The 21506-nt window shown below is 58.7% G+C and carries 10 protein-coding genes, 1 other RNA gene and 3 pseudogenes; 11 read left to right on the forward strand and 3 right to left on the reverse strand.

The window, feature by feature from the left end; all coding sequences use genetic code 11:
- Positions 1-32 precede the first annotated feature (32 nt).
- The 11 genes and pseudogenes from G7066_RS03425 to G7066_RS03480 all read left to right on the forward strand — a co-directional run bounded on the left by G7066_RS03425 (position 33) and on the right by G7066_RS03480 (position 15675).
- A pseudogene (locus tag G7066_RS03425) lies at positions 33-1768 on the forward strand (ABC transporter ATP-binding protein).
- A complete protein-coding gene (locus tag G7066_RS03430; RefSeq protein WP_166329000.1) occupies positions 1768-3831 on the forward strand; it encodes an ABC transporter ATP-binding protein in 2064 nt (687 codons plus the stop codon). Before G7066_RS03425 ends, G7066_RS03430 begins: the two are co-directional and overlap by 1 nt.
- A 170-nt stretch (positions 3832-4001) precedes the next feature.
- Complete coding sequence (locus G7066_RS03435) at positions 4002-4835, forward strand: hypothetical protein (protein ID WP_166329002.1); 834 nt, start codon at positions 4002-4004, stop codon at positions 4833-4835.
- 4 nt (positions 4836-4839) lie between these two features.
- Positions 4840-4938: signal recognition particle sRNA small type (gene ffs, locus G7066_RS03440), an RNA gene on the forward strand.
- 38 nt (positions 4939-4976) lie between these two features.
- Positions 4977-6423, forward strand: a pseudogene (locus G7066_RS03445) (phytoene desaturase family protein).
- A gap of 75 nt (positions 6424-6498) precedes the next feature.
- Positions 6499-8625, forward strand: a complete 2127-nt coding sequence (gene pta / locus G7066_RS03450; protein WP_166329004.1) for a phosphate acetyltransferase — start codon at positions 6499-6501, stop codon at positions 8623-8625.
- On the forward strand, positions 8622-9809 hold the full coding sequence (locus G7066_RS03455) for an acetate/propionate family kinase (protein ID WP_166329006.1): 1188 nt from the start codon (positions 8622-8624) through the stop codon (positions 9807-9809). Before pta ends, G7066_RS03455 begins: the two co-directional genes overlap by 4 nt.
- 56 nt (positions 9810-9865) lie before the next feature.
- The gene (locus tag G7066_RS03460) at positions 9866-11773 is read left to right on the forward strand and encodes a DNA polymerase III subunit gamma and tau (RefSeq protein ID WP_425280751.1); all 1908 of its coding nucleotides are present in this window, start codon (positions 9866-9868) and stop codon (positions 11771-11773) included.
- 853 nt (positions 11774-12626) lie between these two features.
- Positions 12627-13223, forward strand: coding sequence for a recombination mediator RecR (gene recR, locus G7066_RS03470; protein WP_166329010.1), 597 nt, complete (start codon positions 12627-12629; stop codon positions 13221-13223).
- Between the two features lie 95 nt (positions 13224-13318).
- Positions 13319-14596, forward strand: coding sequence for an aspartate kinase (locus G7066_RS03475; protein WP_166329012.1), 1278 nt, complete (start codon positions 13319-13321; stop codon positions 14594-14596).
- Positions 14597-14610: 14 nt separating this feature from the next.
- A complete protein-coding gene (locus G7066_RS03480) occupies positions 14611-15675 on the forward strand; it encodes an aspartate-semialdehyde dehydrogenase (protein ID WP_166329023.1) in 1065 nt (354 codons plus the stop codon).
- Between the two features lie 106 nt (positions 15676-15781).
- Here G7066_RS03480 and G7066_RS03485 read toward each other — a convergent pair.
- From G7066_RS03485 to G7066_RS03495, 3 genes and pseudogenes are all read right to left on the reverse strand, one after another.
- A pseudogene (locus G7066_RS03485) lies at positions 15782-16994 on the reverse strand (IS3 family transposase).
- Between the two features lie 1200 nt (positions 16995-18194).
- Positions 18195-20078 carry a glycoside hydrolase domain-containing protein gene (locus tag G7066_RS03490; RefSeq protein ID WP_166329025.1) on the reverse strand — a complete coding sequence of 628 codons (1884 nt, stop codon included), beginning with the start codon at positions 20076-20078 and terminating at the stop codon, positions 18195-18197.
- Entirely contained in the window at positions 20078-21139 is a 1062-nt protein-coding gene (locus tag G7066_RS03495) for a hypothetical protein (RefSeq protein ID WP_166329027.1), read from the reverse strand. Before G7066_RS03495 ends, G7066_RS03490 begins: the two co-directional genes overlap by 1 nt.
- Positions 21140-21506 lie beyond the last annotated feature (367 nt).

Raw genomic sequence — 21506 nt, forward strand, 5'->3', positions numbered from 1 at the left:
GTGTTCAGCACAGGACCAAAGAAAGGACCCTCGTGGCCCTCATATCTCTTGCACTACGACACGCAAAGAAGTACTGGCTCTTCATAAGTCTCGTACTTGTGCTTCAATTGCTTTCGACCATTGCCGCACTTGCTCTGCCGAGCTTGAACGCGAAGATCATTGATCAGGGTATTGCCAATGGTGATACCGACTTCATCTGGAATACCGGCGGCCAGATGCTCCTCATCTCACTTGGCCAGGTTGCTTCCGCCGTTCTCGCTGTCTATTTCGGGGCGCGAAGCTCGATGGGCATTGGGCGAGATCTGCGCCGTGAGGTCTACCGTAAGGTTGACTCACTCTCCACCCTCGAAGCAACCAACTTTGGTGCTGGCACTCTCATTACCCGCGGCACAAACGACGTGCAGCAGATTCAGATGCTTGTGCTCATGACGCTGAACTTCATGGTGTCTGCCCCATTATGGCAATCGGTGGCATCATCATGGCGCTGCAAGAAGACGCGGGCATGGCCTGGCTTGTCTGGGTGTCGGTTGCTGTTCTCGCGGTGATCGTTGGTTTTCTCGTATGGCTTTTGTTGCCGCTGTTTCGCACTATGCAGGAACGAGTGGACTCGATCAACAGCGTACTGCGTGAGCAGATCATGGGCATCCGCGTGGTTCGCGCATTTGTTCGTGAGAACTTTGAAACTGATCGATACGGTGATGCGAACCGAGCTATCACTGATGTTTCGGTAAAAGTCGGCAACATTTTTGTGCTGATGTTCCCCGTAATCATGATGGTCTTGCACTTTGCAACCGCCGCAGTGCTGTGGTTCGGAGGACATCGTGTTGACGAGCAACTTGTTGAGGTCGGGTCTCTGACAGCCTTCCTTCAGTATCTGCTGCAGATTCTGATGGCGGTCATGATGGGTGTCTTTATGACCATGATGATTCCGCGTGCGGTGGTTTGTGCGGAACGTATTCGGGAATTGCTAGACACGAAGTCGAGCCTCCAATTTCCGAAGCAGCAGACTGAACCGACTCCGACCGAAGGTCGCATCGAATTCTCCGACGTGACCTTCGGTTTCCCAGGTGCAGAGAAACCCGTCATTAATGGTGTTTCGTTTGTCGCTGAGCCGGGTCGAACGACCGCTATCATCGGTTCGACGGGAGCCGGCAAAACCGTTCTGCTCAATTTGATGCTGCGTCTGTATGATCCGCAGTCCGGCAGCATCACCATTGATAAGGTCCCTGTTTCTGCGCTCACCAGGGCACAGCTTGCGGAGACCGCAAGTCTTGTTCCTCAGCGTCCCTATCTCTTTTCAGGTACGGTCGCCTCGAACCTTCGGTTTGGGCGAAGTGATGCCACCGATGAAGAACTGTGGGAGGCGCTTCGAGTCGCGCAGGGTGAAGAGTTCGTGCGTGAGAAAGAAAAACAACTTGATGAGCCAATTTCGCAGGGCGGAACGAGCGTCTCAGGCGGACAACGCCAGCGCCTTTCAATAGCTCGTGCTCTGGTAGCAAAGCCGAAAGTCTATCTTTTTGACGATTCCTTCTCGGCGTTGGATGTTGCCACCGATGCTCGACTTCGAGCAGCCTTGCCGGATGCCACCGCTGGCGCAACGACGATTATCGTGGCACAGCGGGTGTCGACGATTACTGAGGCTGATCAGATTTTGGTCATGGAAGACGGTGAGATCGTGGGACGTGGCACGCATGACGAACTTCTTCACACCAATACGGTGTACCAAGAAATTGTGAAATCCCAGCTTGAGGAAGCGGAGACGGTCTGATGGCGCGCAAGAAGAAAGAATCCGCGGCCGAGACAGGTGCAGTCGCAATCGATGAGTTCGAACTGCCCGACGACTACCAGCCTGACGGTGACGACTGGTTCGGTGGGCAGGCAGCTAAGAAGGCCAAGCATTTTTGGCCAGCCGCGAAGCGACTTATTGGGTTGCTCGCGCCTGAGAAATGGCTGTTCCTGTTCGTTGTGGTCCTGGTGGTGGGTTCCGTGGTTCTCACGGTTATTGCGCCCAAAATTCTCGGCCAAGCCTTCGATGTGATTTATAACGGTGTGCTGGGCAATCAGTTACCTGCGGGGGTCCCGCTTGACCAGATCATCGAGCAAGCGCGAGCGACAGGTCACGGTGACTTTGCCGACATGCTGTCAGGTTCTCAGGTGGTGCCGGGGCAAGGAATCGATTTTGCGGCACTTGGACAGTTGATACTGATTGTTCTTAGTTTGTACCTTGTCGCTTCCTTCTTGATGTGGCTGCAGGGATATGTTCTGAACCGCCTGGTTATGCGCGTTGTCTACACACTGCGACAGGACATTGAAACGAAGCTGAATCGCCTACCCCTGAGCTACTTTGACGGACGCCAGCGGGGCGATGTGCTTTCACGGGTAACAAACGATGTCGACAACATTCAGCAAGCGTTGCAACAAGCGTTCTCGCAGTTGGTGCAGTCGGTACTGACTGTTATTGGTATCACCGCAATGATGTTTGTTGTTTCTTGGCAACTCGCGCTCATCGCGCTCATCGCGCTGCCCTTGTCTGGCGCTATCGCGGGGGTTGTCGGTGTTCGTGCACAGAAACTATTCGTGGCGCAGTGGAAAAATACCGGCGACCTGAACGGTCACATTGAGGAGTCGTTTACCGGGCATGAACTGGTGCGCATCTTCAACCGCGACCAAGAAATGGTTGAAGAGTTTGACCGACGCAACGAGGGACTGTTCGAGGCATCATCTAAAGCGCAGGCTCTTTCAGGCACGATCATGCCCGCCATGCAGTTTGTGCAGTACCTCACGTATGTGTTGATCGCAGTTGTGGGAGCCCTACGTGTTACTTCAGGGCAGATGAGCCTTGGCGATGTGACAGCGTTTATTCAGTACTCTCGTGAGTTTGCGCAACCGATCGGCCAAATGGCGGGGATGGCGAACATGCTCCAGTCGGGTGTGGCATCCGCTGAGCGCACCTTCGAGCTGCTTGACGCTGATGAGCAGGATCCTGATACCGCAAACGAGAAGCTGCCCGAGCGGTGCGACGGTCACGTGCAGTTCGACGACGTGAGCTTCAGCTACGATCCCGAACAGCCACTCATCTCAAACCTGTCGCTCGAAGCGAGTCCCGGCCACACGGTCGCGATTGTCGGCCCGACCGGTGCCGGTAAGACGACGCTCGTGAACCTCGTCATGCGGTTCTATGAACTCGACGGCGGCAAGATCCTGCTTGATGGCGTTGATATCACGCAGCTCTCTCGGGCCGATCTGCGTAGCCAAGTTGGTATGGTCCTGCAGGACGCGTGGCTGTTCAACGGTACGATCCGCGAGAACATTCGTTACGGTCGTCTCGACGCTACCGACGAAGAAGTTGTCGAAGCCGCGCAAGCAACCATGGTGGACCGCTTCGTGCGGCAGTTACCTGAGGGCTACGACACGGTTATCGAAGAGAACGCTTCGTCGTTGTCTGCGGGCGAACGTCAGCTGCTGACGATCGCGCGTGCGTTCATTGCGAACCCGTCGCTGCTGATCCTCGACGAGGCGACATCATCCGTCGATACCCGCACTGAGGTGCTAGTGCAGACGGCGATGCAGGCGCTGCGCGCCGACCGCACCTCGTTTGTGATTGCGCACCGACTGTCAACGATTCGTGACGCCGACTCAATCCTCATGATGGAGCGCGGTCGCATTGTTGAGCAGGGCACACACCTTGAGTTGCTTGAGCGTCGTGGCGCCTACTACAAGCTGCACCAGGCTCAGTTCGCCGGAGAAATCGACGAGGAGCAAACTGAGGAAATCCTCACCGGGCCGGCTCCGATAATGACGGAGTCGATTGCGACCGAGGTAAAGGAATAGCCGTACCCCATGACAGTGAAATCCTTGAGCGAACTGGAGCGGTTTCCGCGACGGGATGACGCCTCGCGAGACTCACCAATGGCGAATCTCGCGAGGCAGGCCTTGTCTGTCGGTGAAGCGATGCTGGGAGCCGAAGCCGACGGCTTGGTGCGTACCCCAGAAAATCACCAATGACCAAAGCGCGAGCCATAATCTTGGGCTCTGTTCTTGCGGTAGTCGGGCTCTACGGAGGACTGACTTCGCTTGGAGTAGACAGCAAAACACCCGGCATTGTGACGATTGTGGTTTTTGGGTTCTTCGCGCTGATCGCTTTTGGGATGGTACCTCAGGGCGATCCCCGGGGGTCGTTTCGCCTCATCAATGCGACTGTGATGACTCGTGCTGAGCGACCAACGGCCGATTCGTGGGTGCATCTCGCACCCACGCAGGCCGCGCGCATAGCGCTTGTTTTCGGTGTCATTCTAGGATCACTCGGGCTACTGGTAATGGCACTGAGTGGAGTTCTGCAAGTGGTTGGGGTCATGCCAAAACTGAACTCCGCAACAAACTCCGTGTTTCTGCTGTTGATATCTGTGGTGGTTGCCGCACTGGGGTGCTTGGGTCTTTGGATCTCAGTGCTTCTCTTGGGGCGTCGCCAACGCAATGGAAGCTTTGGTACTCGGCCAAGCGGCATTGCTCTTGGTGAATCTTCCGTTGCGGTGCGAGTACCGGGCAAAGACATTGAAATTCCTTGGGCTCAAATCAAGAGTGTGGAACCCGTGATTGTGCCTGTGCGAGATGCCGAGGACCTCTGCATGATCCGGTTGGTGCTGTCGCCGGGCGGATCGATTACTGACCGGGTGCAAATGCTCTCCGCAGACGGCTACCAAGTGCCAACAGATGCTCTTTACACCTCGCTGCGCTGGTATCACGCGCATCCCGAGGCTCGTCGAGAGCTGGGGCGGGTGGAAGGTCAACAGAGATTGCAAAGCTGGTGTGATCAAGCGGTCGCCAAGATCCGCTAGACTGTGTAAGCCCCCATGTGGCGGTACCTCGGCGAACTCCCCCAGGACGGAAACGGAGCAAGGGTAGTCGGGCTCTACCGGGTGCATGGGGGGTCTTGCATGCCCGGAAGTGTTTGTCTGTCGGCGCGGTAGGCTCAACGCATGAGTTCTTCACGTGGTGCCGCTGTCGTTGGTGCCGGCCCCAACGGGCTTGCGGCGGCGGTGACGCTGGCCCGAGCGGGCATTCCAGTCACCGTATATGAGGCCGCCGAAACTGTCGGTGGCGGAACCCGCACAGCGGAACTCGTGCAACCGGGAGTGCTCCACGACGTGTGCTCGGCGATCCACCCCATGGCATTAGCCACCGATTTTTTTAGGCAGTTCGAGCTGACCCGCAGAGTGGAGTTCGTTGTGCCGGAGGCGTCCTACGCGAACCCCCTCGAAGGCTCGCGGGCTGCAATGGCTTATCGCAACCTCGATCGGACTGCTCAAGAAATCGGTAGAGACGGGGCTGCCTATGCCCGCTTCTACCGTCCGCTTCTCAGGCGCCTTGAAGGAGTCATCGATTTTTCGCTCGGTGGTAACATGCTGCGCTGGCCCTCAGACCTTCCTGCCGCGATCGCGACTGCGCTCCGAACTGCTGAGCAGGGCACCCCTCTGTGGAATCTGCGGTTCCGCGAAGAGTTTGCTCCCGCGCTCATCTCTGGTGTTGCCGCGCACAGTATCGGGCGGATGCCCAACCTTGCTACCGCGGCGGTTGGCACCGTGCTCGGTGCCCTCGGCCACGCGAGTGGGTGGCCGGTGCCGGTTGGTGGTTCCCGAGCGATCACCGATGCGCTCGCGGCTGATTTGCTCGCGCACGGTGGCCGAATTGAAACCTCGCGCGATATTGAATACATCGATGAGCTCGGCGACGCGCTCGTGCTCTTCGACACCTCCGCGCGTGGCCTCGAACGAATCGCTGGGTCGCGCCTTCCGAAGCGCTACCGGCGTGCGCTTTCCAAGTTTCGCTACGGCAATGCCGCCACCAAGGTTGACTTTGTGCTCGACGGTCCAATTCCTTGGACCGATCCCCGCGTCAACGCCGCGCCCACGGTGCACCTGGGTGGTTCCCGAGCCGAGGGGCCGCTGCCGAGCAGATCGTCGTACGCGGCGGGCACCCCGGACGCCCCTATGTGCTGCTCGCGCAGCCGACCGAGTTTGACCCCGAGCGTAATCCTGCGGGAGTCAACGCGGTCTGGAGCTACACGCACGTGCCTGCCGGATCGACGATAGATATGTCGGGGCCAGTAATCTCACAGATCGAACGGTTTGCCCCGGGTTTCGAGACCGGATTCAAGCCGTTAAGGTGACTACGGCGGCCGATTTCGCGGGGTACAACCGCAATTACATCGGTGGAGATTTTAGTGCGGGTGCCGTTTCGCTATTGCAACTGGTCAAACGTCCTGTTATTGCGCAGGATCCTTGGCGCACCCCGGCGAAGGGTGTGTATCTATGCTCATCGTCGACTTCTCCGGGACCCGGCGTACACGGGTTATCTGGCTGGTACGCAGCCCTCTCAGCCCTGAAAAACGAGTATGGCCTGCCTGCGCCCGATCTGTCTATGTAATCCGTGACAAAAGCTCCGCCGCAGGAACTGCGAATCGGGAGCTAAGCCTAAGGCAAGCTCACTAAGCTTAAATACGTGGCAGCAAGCATTTACTTGACATCGGCCGAAGGTAGAACTGGTAAGAGTGCGGTTGCACTGGGGGTGCTCGACGCGCTGCTTCCAGATGCACCGAGAGTTGGTGTGTTCAGGCCGCTGATCCGCGCTGGCGCACGTCGTGATCGGGTGCTCGAGTTGCTACGTGGGCGAGCTACCGCCGACGTGCCGTACGAGGCATGTATTGGCGTCACGTATGAGGAAGCGAATGCTGATCCTGACGGGGCTATGGCAAGGATCGTCGCCGCGTACCAATCGCTCAAGGCACACTGCGATGCCGTTGTTGTCGTTGGTTCGGACTTCACCGATGTGGCGGTGCCCACTGAACTGTCTTTTAACGCGCGCATCGCCGCGAACCTTGACGTGCCGGTTATGTTGGTGCTCAGCGGCCGTGCAAGCGACAGCCTCGAGCAGCTCGGCCAGATCCCGGCTCGCGCTCCAGAGGAGATTGCGCAGATCGCTGAGATTAGTCTGAATGAGCTCAAGAAGGGGCACGCGACGGTACTTGCGGCGCTGGTGAATCGCTCTGATCCCGAGCACCTTAGCGACATTAGTGTCGCGGTGTCCGCTTGCCTACCCAAAGATGTGCCCGTGTGGGCGGTGCCCGAAGAAGTGCTGCTGGTGGCGCCGCAGGTTTCTGCCGTTGTCGCCGCGGTTGAGGGCAAGCTGGTGCGAGGGAGCGCCGAGCTGCTTGCCAGGGAGGTACGCGAGATAGTTGTTGCGGGTATGGCGATGGAGCACGTGCTACCGCGGTTGCTCGAGGGATCCGTTGTGGTGATCGCGGCCGATCGCGCTGAGACGCTGCTAGCCGTGTCGATGGCGCACGAGGCCCCAACGTTTCCGACTATCGCGGCGGTTGTGCTGAACGGCGACTTCGCGTTGCCGCCTGATGTTGAGCGACTGCTCGACGGCATCGACTCTAGGCTGCCGATTATTCGTACGAGCTTCGGTACCTTCGAGACTGGGCGTCGCATCATGCAATCGCGCGGCTTGCTCACTGAGGAGTCACCTGCGAAGTTTGACACAGCACTCGCGCTGTTTGAGCAGCACGTTGACACGGCTCTGCTGCGCGAGCGGCTCCGGCTGCACCGCGGCGGGATCCGCACACCAGTCATGTTTGCGTACGAACTCTTCGAGCGGGCCACCGCGGCGAACGCTCACATTGTGCTGCCGGAGGGTGGGGATGACCGGATCCTGCGCGCCGCGAGCACACTGCTTGCGCGCGGAGTGGTGAGACTCACGATCCTCGGCGACGAATCCGCCGTGCGCAAGCGTGCAGGTGAACTGGGCCTATCGATTGATGCGGCAGAGGTTATCGATCCGGCGACCTCCGTTCTGCGAAACCGCTTTGCTGCCGAGTATGCACGGCTGCGGGCTCACAAGGGTATGACCCTGGAACGAGCCCGAGAGGTGATGCTGGACGGCAGCTATTTCGGCACGATGATGGTGCAGCTTGGCATCGCCGATGGCATGGTCTCTGGGGCAGCGAACACGACCGCCCACACAATTCGGCCGAGCCTGGAGTTCATTAAGACCAAGCCAGGTGTGTCCGTTGTGTCGAGTGTGTTTTTTATGGCTCTTGCAGATCGGGTGTTGGTCTACGGAGACTGCGCGGTAAATCCCGACCCGACCGCGCCGCAGCTCGCTGACATCGCAATATCGTCGGCAGAGACCGCCGCTCAGTTCGGAGTAGAGCCCCGCATCGCAATGCTGTCCTACTCGACGGGGGAGTCTGGAACCGGCGCCGATGTCGACGAAGTGCGAGAGGCGACCGCCCTCGCCCAGGCGGCACGCCCCGATCTGCTCATCGAGGGTCCCCTGCAGTATGACGCAGCGAGTGACCCTTCGACCGGTGCTTCGAAGTTGCCTGGATCCGAGGTTGCAGGACGGGCGACCGTGTTTATCTTCCCCGATCTGAACACAGGGAATAACACCTACAAAGCTGTGCAGCGTTCCTCGGGGGCAGTAGCTGTTGGGCCTGTACTTCAAGGACTGAATAAGCCCGTTAACGACCTCTCGCGAGGGGCGACGGTCGAAGATATTTTGAACACCGTGGCGATCACCGCGGTGCAGGCGGGAGCTCAGAAAGCGGCGGAGGCTGTGGCATGACGACAATTTTAGTGGTGAACAGCGGTTCGTCCTCGGCCAAGTATCAGCTGGTAAACGCAACAAATGGTGAGCGCTTCGCCTCGGGGCTCGTCGAACGGATCGGCGAATCCGTGGGTCGAATCAGGCATGAGACCGACGAAGTGCTGAGTGAGCTTGAACTCGCGGTTCCGGATCACGCGGCCGGATTCGCTGCGATGCTTGACGCGTTTGCGCGCGCCGGTACTCCTGTCTCTGGACTGGGCATTGCGGCTGTAGGGCACAGGGTTGTGCAGGGCGGCAGCGAGTTCGTCGAGCCAACACTGATTACTGATGCGGTGGCCGAGCGGATCCTCACGCTCGGTGAGCTTGCCCCTCTGCATAATCCGGCTCACTACCAGGCGATCGTTGCGGCCCGTGTTGCGTTTCCCGATGTTCCGCACGTGGCAGTGTTCGACACCGCTTTTCACCAAACGATGCCTCCCGAGGCCTACACCTACGCAATTGATACGGCAGTAGCCGGTGAGCACGGGATCCGACGTTACGGATTTCACGGGATCTCGCACCTGGTTGTGTCGCGGCGCGCCGCCGCATTCCTTGGCAAGCCGGTCTCTTCTCTGAAACAGGTTGTGTTGCACCTGGGAAACGGTGCCTCTGCGTGCGCAATTGACGGCGGCATTTCAGTTGACACGTCGATGGGGCTGACACCGCTTGAAGGTCTTGTCATGGGGACCCGTAGCGGTGATCTTGATCCCGGCCTCATGCTGCACCTGCTGCGTGCCGGCTACGACACAGATCAGCTCGATCAGCTGCTCAATAAGCGTTCGGGGCTGATGGGGCTTGCTGGATCCAATGATTTCCGAGACTTGCAGCGCGCGGCAGGGAGCGGCGACGCTGCTTCCCAGCTCGCCTTTGGGGTCTACGTGCATGCGATCCGCCGGTACCTGGGTGCGTACCTCGTTGAGCTCGGTGGTGCAGACGTGATTGTGTTCACGGCTGGTGTGGGGGAGAACTCACCTGCTTTGCGCGCCGCGGTCTGTGCAGAGCTGGACTGGTTCGGGGTGAGGATCGACGCCTCCCGAAATGCTGCGGTCGGAGGCGGCCCGCGCCGCATCAGCACGGACAATTCGCGTGTTGACGTGTTGGTTGTTCCGACTGACGAGGAAGCTGAAATCGCACGTCAAACCTGGCAATTGGTGTCAGCATAGCTTTCGCTCCGCTGCAGACCCCGTGAACGTCGGAGGGTGCCGGTAGCATTGGTTTTGTGGTTGCAGCTCTCTATCGCCGTTATCGGCCAGACTCCTTTGCTGAGATGATCGGCCAGTCCCAAGTGACTGAGCCGTTGATGACTGCGCTGCGCACGGGCAGGGTTGGCCACGCCTACCTATTTAGCGGGCCACGAGGTTGCGGCAAGACAACCTCGGCCAGAATTCTGGCGCGCTGCCTCAACTGTGCTGAGGGGCCGACCGATGTTCCGTGTGGCACTTGCCCCAGCTGTGTTGAACTGAGCCGTGACGGTGGCGGGTCACTTGACGTCGTTGAGATTGACGCTGCGAGCCACGGTGGTGTAGACGACGCGCGAGACCTTCGCGAGCGTGCGGTGTTCGCTCCGGCCCGCGACCGCTTCAAAATCTTCATCATTGACGAAGCGCACATGGTGACGCCGGGCGGCTTCAATGCGCTACTCAAGATCGTTGAAGAGCCGCCGCCGCACGTCAAGTTCATCTTTGCAACGACCGAACCCGACAAAGTGATCGGCACAATCCGTTCGCGCACCCACCACTACCCGTTCCGGCTGATCGCACCCGCTACTCTCATCGACTACGTGCAGACACTCTGCGACAGCGAGGGCGTGCAGGTTGAGCCCGGCGTGTTGCCGCTTGTCGTGCGGGCTGGCGGCGGATCAGCGCGCGATACGCTTTCAATTCTCGATCAGCTGATCGCGGGATCCGAGGGTAATCTCGTCACCTCGATTCGAGCGGCGGGACTGCTCGGGTTTACGCACACGGAACTGCTTGACGATGTTGTGGTTGCTTTTGGAACACACGACGCTGCCGCGGCCTTCCAAGCGACCGATCGAGTGGTGCAGACGGGTCAGGATCCGCGGCGCTTTGTCGAAGACCTGCTTGAACGCCTGCGCGACCTGATCGTTGTGACGGCCACGACCGTCGAGGGCGCTGCCGCGGTGTTTCGCGGGGTGCCGCAGGATCAGCTCACCCGCATGTTCGAGCAGGCGCAAGCCTTTGGCCCGGGTGAGCTATCTCGCATCGCCGACACTGTGAGCGCGACGCTCGACAAGATGGTGGGTGCGACCGCTCCGCGCCTCCAGCTTGAGCTCATGATTGCTCGTGCGCTTGTGGTGCACGGAGAGAGTGCTCAGCGGAGTGCTGGTGCTGGTGTTTCGGCGGGTCTTGCCCCTCGACAGAGCGGCGGTCAGCCTGCGCCCGCAGTGGCCGCTCAGCCAACCTCGCCGCAGCCACCGGCTCGACCTGCCCACGATCCCGTCGCAGCTCTTGCGGCCGCTCGGGGCGCGGTGAATGCACCGGAACCAGCACCCGTGCCGGAGACGGCACCCGCGACTGGCCAGGCACCTGCCCCCGCTGCACCCAACGCCGCGCAGACAGCAGCCTCCATCCGCGACTTCTTACGCGAAGACGACTCAGTGGCGACCCCGCCGGCTGCCCAGCAACCCACGCCACAGGGAGCCCCGCAGCAGGCGGCTCGGGCCCCGCAGTTGGCCGAGCCGAGCTCTGCGCCCCACCCGAACGAGGCAGCGGCATCCTTTGGCCGCCCGATCTCCGACGTACTCAGCACGAGCCAGATTGAGAGTATCGGTTCTGAACCCGCACCCGCACCCGCACCCGCGGAGGCTGCTCCAACACTAGCCTCTGTGCCAGCGCCGGGGCCCGAGAGCGGTGCAGAACGCGCAGCGGTCACCGCACCCGGCCCGGTAGCCGAGGCTTCCGCCGCTGAAAATGCTGACGGCCCGCACCGAAGCCCCTCAACCCGGGCGAAGGGTCGGAGCTTGAGGATCTGCTTGAGGTGTGGCCCGATCTTCTCGAAGAGATTCTCGAGCGTGATCGCGAGGCCTGGAACGCCGTTCGCTCGGTCGTGCCACTCTCGCTTGAGAGCGACGTGCTGGCGGTTGGACTCGCTTCGCAGTCAGACCTAGCGGCATTTAAGTCCGTGGGAGCCGGACCGCTTCGCGAGGCGATCCTGTCCGCAGTTGGCGTGAGAGTGAAGTATGTTCCGAAGCGCCTTCCCGAGGGCCATGCTGCCGGACCTCAGAACGCTCCCCGTGAGACGCAGACCGGCTCAGCGGCTGACGCAGAGGAGCCCCATCGAGCGGGGCAATCCAGCGGCCCGGTGAACCAAACGAGCCAGAGCACACGAGCGAATTCCGACGATCCTGAACAACGCGCTGCAGCGCGACTTAGTGCTCTCGGTCCCGCGCTCGCCGCACCAGCGTGGGCAGATCCGCAGCCTGACTCAGTGTCCTCGATTGCCGAGGTGCTTGAAACTTCTTCGACTCCCGATCCAGAAATTACCGCGGCACACAAAAACCCACAGCCCACAGTTGACTCTTCGGAGGAACCCTCCGCTGAGCAGGCTACGTCAGAGCAGACCTCCGCTGAGGCGCCGGATGCATATGTTGAACCCAGTGACGACCTGTATGGAGACGGTGATCCGTACGCCGAGGGGGATCCCTGCGCAGAAAGTTCTGCTGGAATCGCTCAAGACACTTCTGCGCAGTCGCAGTCGCAGATGCAGGAGCAGACGTATTCAGCGCCCGAAGGGGCCACCTCGAGCCAAGAATCCGCCGATCCCGAGCCCCCGAAGCGGTCGAAGTAGCGGCCGACACTTCGCCAACAGCTGACCCCAATTCAAGTGCCGCCGCCCCGCCGCAAGAAACGGTGCGTGCTGCGCCGACCTTCACTCGCTACGGTGAGGCCGTTGTGCGCGAAGTGTTGGGGGCCCGATTCATTGAAGAGCGTCCGCTCCCACCTCGCCAGGAGGCATAGCCCGTGTACGACGGAATTATTCAGGACCTAATCGACGAGTTTGGCAGGCTCCCCGGCATCGGCCCGAAGTCGGCACAGCGCATTGCGTTCCACATTCTGCAAACGCAAAACTTTGACGTGACCAGGCTCGCGGAACTACTCAACGACGTGCGAGAGAAAGTGCGTTTTTGTGAGGTGTGCGGCAACATCACCGAGCAAGAGCAGTGTGCGATCTGTCGAGATCCGCGGCGTGACGAGACCCTCATCTGCGTGGTCGAGGAACCGAAGGACGTGGTCGCAATTGAGCGCACCCGCCAGTTCCGCGGTCTTTACCATGTGCTCGGTGGTGCGATCAGCCCGATCGATGGCATCGGCCCCGACGACCTCAGCATCCCGAAACTCATGCAGCGCCTTAGCTCAGGCGAGGTGAAAGAGGTGATCCTCGCCACCGATCCAAACCTTGAGGGTGAGGCAACGGCCGCCTACCTCTCGCGCCTACTCACCGCCATCGAGGTGCCCGTATCGCGCCTCGCGTCGGGGCTGCCCGTTGGCGGCGACCTTGAATTCGCTGACGAGGTCACTCTGGGTCGTGCCTTCGAGGGGCGTCGCAAGGTCGAATAACCTCTCTGTGAACTACGGTGCCCAGCCACCCGCCATAACACGCATACATCGTCCGGTAGACTGGCCCTGGCCCAGAATCCAAGGAGGAACCCCGCGTGGCATTGATCGTGCAGAAATTTGGCGGATCCTCGGTGGCCGATGCAGAAAGCATCAAGCGTGTGGCGAAGCGAATCGTTGAGGCGCGTCGCGCGGGCAACGAGGTTGTTGTTGCGGTGAGCGCGATGGGCGACACTACTGACGAGTTACTCGATCTCGCTGCCGCGTGTACTCCGATCCCTGCCCCGCGTGAGCTCGACATGCTGCTCACCGCGGGCGAGCGCATTTCGATGGCGCTGCTTGCCATGACCATCAAGGGCATGGGCATCGAAGCACTATCGTTCACGGGCAGCCAGGCCGGCATGATTACCACCGCCGAGCACGGTTCCGCGAAGATCGTCGATGTGACGCCCGGTCGTGTGCGTGAGGCGCTCGACCAGGGTGCAGTAGCGATCGTGGCTGGATTCCAGGGCTTCAGCCGTGACTCCCGCGACATCACCACGCTGGGCCGCGGGGGATCCGACACCACTGCCGTTGCCCTCGCAGCCGCACTCGGCGCCGATGTGTGTGAAATCTACACCGACGTTGACGGGGTTTACACGACTGATCCTCGCATCGTTCCGCTCGCGCGCAAGATCGATTCGATCACTGCAGAAGAGATGCTTGAACTTGCGGCTTCTGGCGCGAAGGTGCTTCATCTTCGTGCTGTCGAGTACGCACGCAGGCACGGAGTGGTGCTGCACGTTCGCTCCTCATTTTCAGATGAGCAGGGCACAATCGTCTACGACCCCGCGAAGGGGCATCCGAAGGGAGAACAGGTGGAAGAGCCGGTCATCACGGGTATCGCCGCGGAGAAGGACGAAGCAAAAATTACGGTTGGTGGCGTTCCAGACGTGCCGGGCAAGGCAGCACAGATCTTCGAGATTGTCGCCGCCACCCACGCCAACATTGACATGATCGTGCAGAACGTCTCGGCCGCCGATACGAACCGCACCGATATTTCCTTCACTGTTCCGACTGGTGACGGCAAGCGGGTCATTGACGCGCTTGAGGCTGAGCGAGAGGTACTCGGCTTCGAAAGCCTGCAGTATGACGACCAGATCGCCAAGGTCGCCGTCGTTGGTGCGGGCATGCGCACGAGCACGGGTGTTTCAGCGATGCTGTTCCGTGCTTTGTTTGAGGCCGACATCAACATCGAGATGATCTCGACCTCCGAGATTCGCATCTCGGTCGTCACGAGGGCTGACCTTATGGACAAGGCCGTGCGAGTATTGCACACCGCCTTCGGCCTTGACAGCGACACTGAAGCAATCGTTTACGCCGGTACCGGCCGATAATAAGGGGAGTAGCCATGTCTGAGCAGCAGGGAGTTTCCGTCGCCGTTGTTGGAGCGACCGGTCAGGTCGGTGCGGTGATGCGCCGTCTGCTTGATGAGCGTGATTTTCCAATTGGATCGCTGCGCCTCTTTTCGAGCGCTCGTTCGGCAGGCACCACTATTGAGTTCCGTGGCCAGCAGATCGTCGTGGAAGACACGGCGACCGCCGATCCTGCTGGCATCGATATCGCACTCTTCTCTGCGGGAGGCGCGGCCTCGAAGGCCCACGCCGAGCGCTTCGCCGCGGCAGGTGCCACGGTGATCGACAATTCGAGCGCGTGGCGCATGGACCCCGAAGTGCCGCTTGTGGTGAGCGAGGTCAATCCGCACGCGATTGAGGATGCCGTGAAGGGCATCATCGCAAATCCGAACTGCACGACGATGGCAGCAATGCCCGTTATGAAGGCGCTTGACGCAGAGGCCGGTCTTGAACGTTTGATTGTCACGACGTTTCAGGCAGTTTCAGGATCGGGCCTCGTTGGTGCCACAGAACTCGCCTCGCAAGCCGTGGCAGCCGTTGAGAGTGGCAATCTTGAGCGACTCGTGCACGACGGTGCAGCCGTCACTTTCCCTGCTCCACAGGTCTACACCAAGACGATCGCCTTCGATGTGCTCCCGCTTGCGGGTTCAATCGTGGACGACGGCCAGGGCGAGACCGACGAAGAGAAGAAGCTTCGCAACGAGAGCCGCAAGATTCTCGAACTTCCCGAACTGCTCGTAGCGGGCACCTGTGTGCGCGTCCCCGTGTTCACGGGTCACTCGCTGTCGATCAACGCTGAGTTCGCGCGTCCCATCTCTGCGGATCGTGCGCGCGAGGTACTCGCAGCTGCGCCTGGTGTGCAGCTGAGTGACGTGCCCACGCCGCTTGAGGCGGCGGGCCAGGATCCCAGCTTCGTCGGCCGTATCCGCGAGGATCAGTCGGCTCCCGAGGGCCGCGGTCTCGCGCTCTTCATCTCGAATGACAACCTGCGTAAGGGTGCGGCGCTGAACGCTGTGCAGATCGCAGAGTTGGTGGCGGCTCGGAAGCTGGTTGCGGCGTAGTTTGTCGCGCAAAGCACTGACTGGATTGCCCTGAAACGTCTGTTGGGCGGATGAAACAGGGGAAGCCGTTGGACCTTTACCCCGGATAGTGGACACGGGGTTATGGCTACGCTGCAGCAGCAAGCATAGCTGATTCAAACGCGTCAGGCGCGACTTGCCCGAGGTAGGAGTGGCGGCGCTTCGTGTTGTACCGGTTCACCCACCTGAACACCTCACGGCGACATTCATGCTCGTCCCGAAACGCTGCCCGTCCGTGCAGGACTTCACGCTTGAGCGCCGCGTTGAACGACTCAGCGAGCGCGTTATCCGCTGAGGAACCGACAGCCCCATTGACTGCGTCACCCCCAGCTCTGTACACAACTGCGCGTACGCTTTCGAGGTATAGACGCTGCCGTGATCTGAGTGAAAAATGGTTCCGTCAAGTGAGCCACGCGCGGCTCTGGCTGCGGTCAGTGCATCACTGACGAGTTCGGTACGCATGTGGTCGGCAAGCGCCCACCCGGCCAGCTTTCTCGAACACAGATCGATCACCGTCGCGAGGTACCAGTTCTTCCCACCCACGATGGGCAGGTACGTGATATCGCCGACATAGCGGGTGCCTGGCGTGTCAGCGGTGAAGTCACGCTGCACCAGATCAGCGACCTTCTGATCATTGGGGTCAGGGACCGTGGTCTTCACCCGACGCAAGAGCCTGATCCCTGAAAGCCCGTGCTCGCGCATCACTCGCGCGACGCGCTTGTGATTCACCCGTTCGTTCTCGGGTGCCCCGTCGTTTAAGTCCGCGGTCACCCGGGGTACCCCGTAGGCGGGATCCCCGCCAGCCTCACGGTCTTGCGCACGTCTCACTCGCGCAGCAAGCGCTTCGTCGGCTTGCGTGCGGGCGGCCCGTTTCGGGGCAGCTTCCACCCACGCATAATACGAGGAGCGAGCAACGTCGAGGACTCGGCATAGCCACTTCACCGGGATGGTGTCACGGTGGTCGTCAATGAACTGGAAGCGGCTCACCAGTTCATCTCTCCCGCGAAATATTTGGCTGCCTGGCGGAGAATATCGCGCTCGGTCTCAAGCTTGGCTTTCTCGTTTTTCAGGGCGCGGTTCTCGGCAAGGAGCGCAGCCACCTCACCCGTCTCTACTAAGTCGGTAGCAGCGCGGCTGTCACGGTTTGGGGGCGGCGTGGTGCGGTACTTCTGCAGCCACAGCGACAGTGTTGACTTGCCGATGCCGAGATCACTCGCGATCGAGTCGAGGGTCGCTCCTTCGGTGGTTTCGTAGAGGTCAACGGCTTGCCGTTTGAAGTCCTCGGAGAATTGTTTGGGCATGGTTCTATGGTCTCGCTTTCTGCCGGAAAACCCGGCATCAGCGTGTCCACACTTCGGGGTAAAGGCCCGTTGGCTCCCGTGGAGTATGAGCGAATGTTGCTTGCATGAACTGAGTACCGCCGTAGCAATACAGATTGATGAAAAGTTTGGCCGTTCGCGAGAAGACTCGCCGTGACTGCTGAGAACCTAAAAAGCGTCCGCGATACGGTAGTAAAAGCCGCACCGAACAGAAGTCACGCGCTACCCGTTAGCCAAACCAGGAGGCTCACAAACCTCAACGGGACGATCAGTGCGTGAACTAATGTGGTGCTGAATTTAGTAGTGCAAATGAGACTGTGGCTGTGGGTGCTACAAGAGCTATCAGCGCGAACGGCCCGGTAAGGGGTCTTGGGAGTTTTGAGTACCGGTAGATCAGCGCAAGTGGGCCCGTTAAGAAAGCTGTTAGACATATTGCGAACTCGACGGCGAAGGCAGTGTCGTAGTCGTTTTGGGGAGTGTTCCAGAACGTGGGAGTGACAACGTGTCGCAATGCGATACACCCCAAAGTCCGACTGCAGCGACGACTAGGAGAGCCCAGTTCTGCACATAAATCGTTTCAGTTCTATTGAAGAATGGGACTGCGGCAGCGCTCGTTATGCAAAATAGGGTCATCCACGCAAGCGTCGGCGTGACGTGCAAGATATCGCCAGTCTGTGGCCCCAGGAAGCTATTGATGGCGCTCGTATAAGCAACGATTAAATACGCGATCGTAACTGCGACTCGAGGGAGCCAGACCATCATCTTCATCCGAGTCGGTTGAGTCTTTGGGTAACAGCAGCCTTGAATTCAGAGAGCTCCGAGGCTGTTGGGTCAGGTGCCCCATCCAAAAACTTACTTCGTGGAATGGTGTTCCAAGGCCAAAAACTGAAGATACCCCTATTGCGCTACTCAACGTCGTATTGTTTGTGAAGCGTTTGGAAATGAAAGCTGCAATTCGTGAAGTAGGGTTAGAGTAAGTTACCATGTGCTCTCGCACTGCTTCATCAAGCGGGATGCCAGGATAAACTTCCATTTGCCTGCCGATCAGCCATCCATCGGCATCAGCAACAAGGTCTGCATAGGAAAAGGATGATGAAGGGTCACTCTGGTTGCCAAGGTGTTGGTTTACCCATTGTGTAATGGATAGGGAGCTTCTTGTATTTTTGTAGTCTGCCCAAAGAGTCACGAGGTCAAGCGCCCATCCCCCAAGGTCGCCCATACCGCAGCCTGAACTCCCCGCTTCTGCCCCCAATCTAGGACGCCCTGAAGTGTCGCGAACATATGGAAAACATCCCCGCCGTCATATCCTTCTTCGAACTCGGAATCTTGCGGACTGGTGCCGACAGCACGGACAGCAGAGTAGATATTCGAATACAGGGGATTGTTCTTGATTTGGCCGACAAAGGATGCATACAGTTGCCACGACTTGTCGTCGTAGTGACCTATCAGTAGGCAGGCTACAGAAATTCGATTGATGTATTGAAACTCCACACTAAATTTTGTGTAGACGATGTGCTCAGTTAGTGTCTGGTGCTTAGCAACTGCCCGAAAAAGAGAGTTCCAATTGTCATCAATTCGGGGTACCGAGCGAATCTGAGTGCTATTTACAGGTTGAGCACGTGAAGATACTTGGTTTTTGTCGATGTTGATGGAATGGAGCTCTTGAATTTGGCTGTACATCCAGTTTTGAGGCATCGGGAAACCGAGATTTCCGCTGTATCCCGTAGACATTGCGCTGACCCAGATACCTTCAGCACGACCTGCTTCTTGAACGATCCGACACACATTTCGCGTGCCATAGACCCCAACTCGGTAGTTGTAGTAGAGAGAGATTGCGAGGCCTGCCTTGACACCGTCAAAGTAGTCGAGCACAATACTGGAAGCTTCGTCGCCTGTCGCGTCATAGTCAACGGCGAAGAAAATCATGATTCCTTCACTGAACCCGAGTTGTCTTGCGCGGATAGCGGCTTGTTGTCCGTGGTCGTATCCAATGGCGTATGTGAAATAATCTGGACCGTTGTTGTAGTTCTGGAAGATTGGGAGCAACTTTAGCCCATGGTCGAAAAGCGTTTCTAACTCGCCCGGAGCGATCGCTTGACCGGCTACAGTGAGGTAGCGCCCCGCCAAGCGGTAGCCTTCGTTCCAGCGTGCTGTTGCGAACGCCGGTGTGATTGGTGTGCTCGTATCAAAACCAGTAACGGCGCGGTTGGGGTCGCCGGTGGATACAAGCAATGCAGCCCAAGTCCCAAAGTCCACTGTGCCAGTGGCGGAGATTTCCATGAACTCCTGAAAGGCGGTGATTTGGTTGATCATCTGTTGGCTGCATACCCCGTTGATTGTTACGGAGTAGCCATTCCCTGCCAAGGCAATCTGGCATAACCGGACAAAATTCTTGGCTCCGTCTGTTGCTCCTGGCCCGAACGAAGCTTGTGCTTTAAGGCCGGTCTGTGTACCTGGGCCGAAGTTTCCATTTGCAGTACCGTCAGCCATGCCGAGCTCGTACTGTATCGCATACATGACAGCCTGCTGGAGAGAGCGAGTGAACAAACCATCGCAAGGCACCACGGTGAAGTCTTGTCGGTTCATATATTTGCCATTCAGCCAGCGCTGTCCTTCCCGGATGCTCGCAGTGCCACCGCTCAACAACACGTAAGCATCCATCGTGAGAAGCGACCGCATTAGCTTTACATCCACCGTCTGCGCTATGGATAGTCCGAGATCGGAACGTACTGAAGCAACAGATGCACCAACAGTTGAGCCCCAGGTGTCGCCCACTACGCCGCCGTTGTAACCTTTGCACCATAGGGCGCACTGCAGAATCCAGCTAATCCTTGGTTTGTTTGAAGACGAGGAGAGTGTGCCAACTTGGCTTGTGAATGCGGCAGTAGTGGCAGGTCCAAAGCCATCCGACCGGGGGGATACCCCCAATTCAATTTGGAGTGCCCTCGTGAGAGCAAACATCGTAGGCCAGCCGGTTTTCCCGTTTTCAGGTGCAGCAACATAACCAGCTACACCTGCGTAAGCTTTATTCAAGAATTGCTGGGAGGCAAGTACTTGCGTATCCACTATTGTGTCTCCTTCGTCCACCCATGAGATGTGTTCCCTGTCTGTCGGATGAGACTCAACTCTGCGTTCTCTGGCCCGAACATGCTCACAACGCAGCTTAGAAGTTGTTCGCCCAACGTTTCCTTGAGTGCATCATCGATGGGGGCAAAGTCCAATCGGATGCTTTGCCCGGCCGGAATCGGGGCTTGAATAACAAACTTCGCCGTAGTCTTGTCGGGATTCGTGTCCTCAAAGTACTCAAACGGCACCTCACTCGTTTCATCATTATCCCAGTACGCGGAACTTACAGATAGCTGCATCTCCCCACCCGGAGCAGACTCTACGGTCAGCGAAGCACCTGCAGGAACAGCGCCTGGGCCTATAGATGACAAGCGAACGCTTTGTGGCAATGTCCGTATCTCCTGGTCTTCCGGCTTCCCAGAGACAGACGCCCAAATGATCGAAAGCTCACTCCCCCAAACTTCACCAGGTCTCGCAGATAGTGAGGACGTCGCGACTATCTCAATTGGTGGCTGCTCGGGAATCGAGATGCGAGCAACCGGTGTGTATTCCCCTGCGATCTGATCGTTCGGGTAGGCGATTCTCGAGCGTAGTGGTAAAGCGCAGACGAGCTCCTCGGCAGATGATCCCTTGTCAATACCGGAGAGGGGGAATGACATGGTTGAGATTCCGGCATGCTCGGTAATCACGTGTTTCGTCAAGGTGAGGGAGTCGCCAGCTACTATCACGACTGAATCCGAATGAACTGCCGCAACTGAGCTAGCCCAAGAGATGTCCACGGTACCTTCAGAAAGCTCTTCAAAGCCAGCTGTGGGGCGAAGCAATAGGGTTAACGGAATGAGTGCAGGCAACGCCCCTGACCAATCCTGTGCAAAGCCGTAGCTCTCGCCAATGCTAAGTTCTGCTGAAACTGCGTTTTCCTCAGCTCGTGCGTGCGCCGAACTCGGGGCATGGAAGAGTGAGAATGCAGCGACGCCGAAAGTTACTCCGAGCAAAGTGCGACGGTTAACACCTGAATCTCCCACCGGGTCTTTGTGTTGAGAAAACGACTCAATTCTCATTTCGAAATCTACTCATCTCAATTCGGGTGGAAGTGTCCTGGCAATGACATTCTTAACGCCGCTCCTGATGGAAGCAATCTCCCCACGGAACGGGTCAGTATCAAGAGGAAGACGCTATTCTGCTTAGGAAAAGCTGCCGAGGTTCACATACTATGGGCGTTCTAGATGGAGCTTGGCGTGAGTCATGGAGCGGTGCAGCGTGTCTGGGATCAATTCGGTGAAAGTGTTGAGCCGGCGCGCTTCTAAGTGCAGTGAGTCGGCTCAACTCGTTGCATTCATATCCCCACTTGTGCATGAAGATGTTTGGGTGGCAAGTGTCCCCCCCTAAAGAACCGCCGCCGTAACTGCAGCAGCAGGTCAACCCAAA

The organism is Leucobacter coleopterorum (assembly GCF_011382985.1).
GTDB lineage: Bacteria > Actinomycetota > Actinomycetes > Actinomycetales > Microbacteriaceae > Leucobacter > Leucobacter coleopterorum.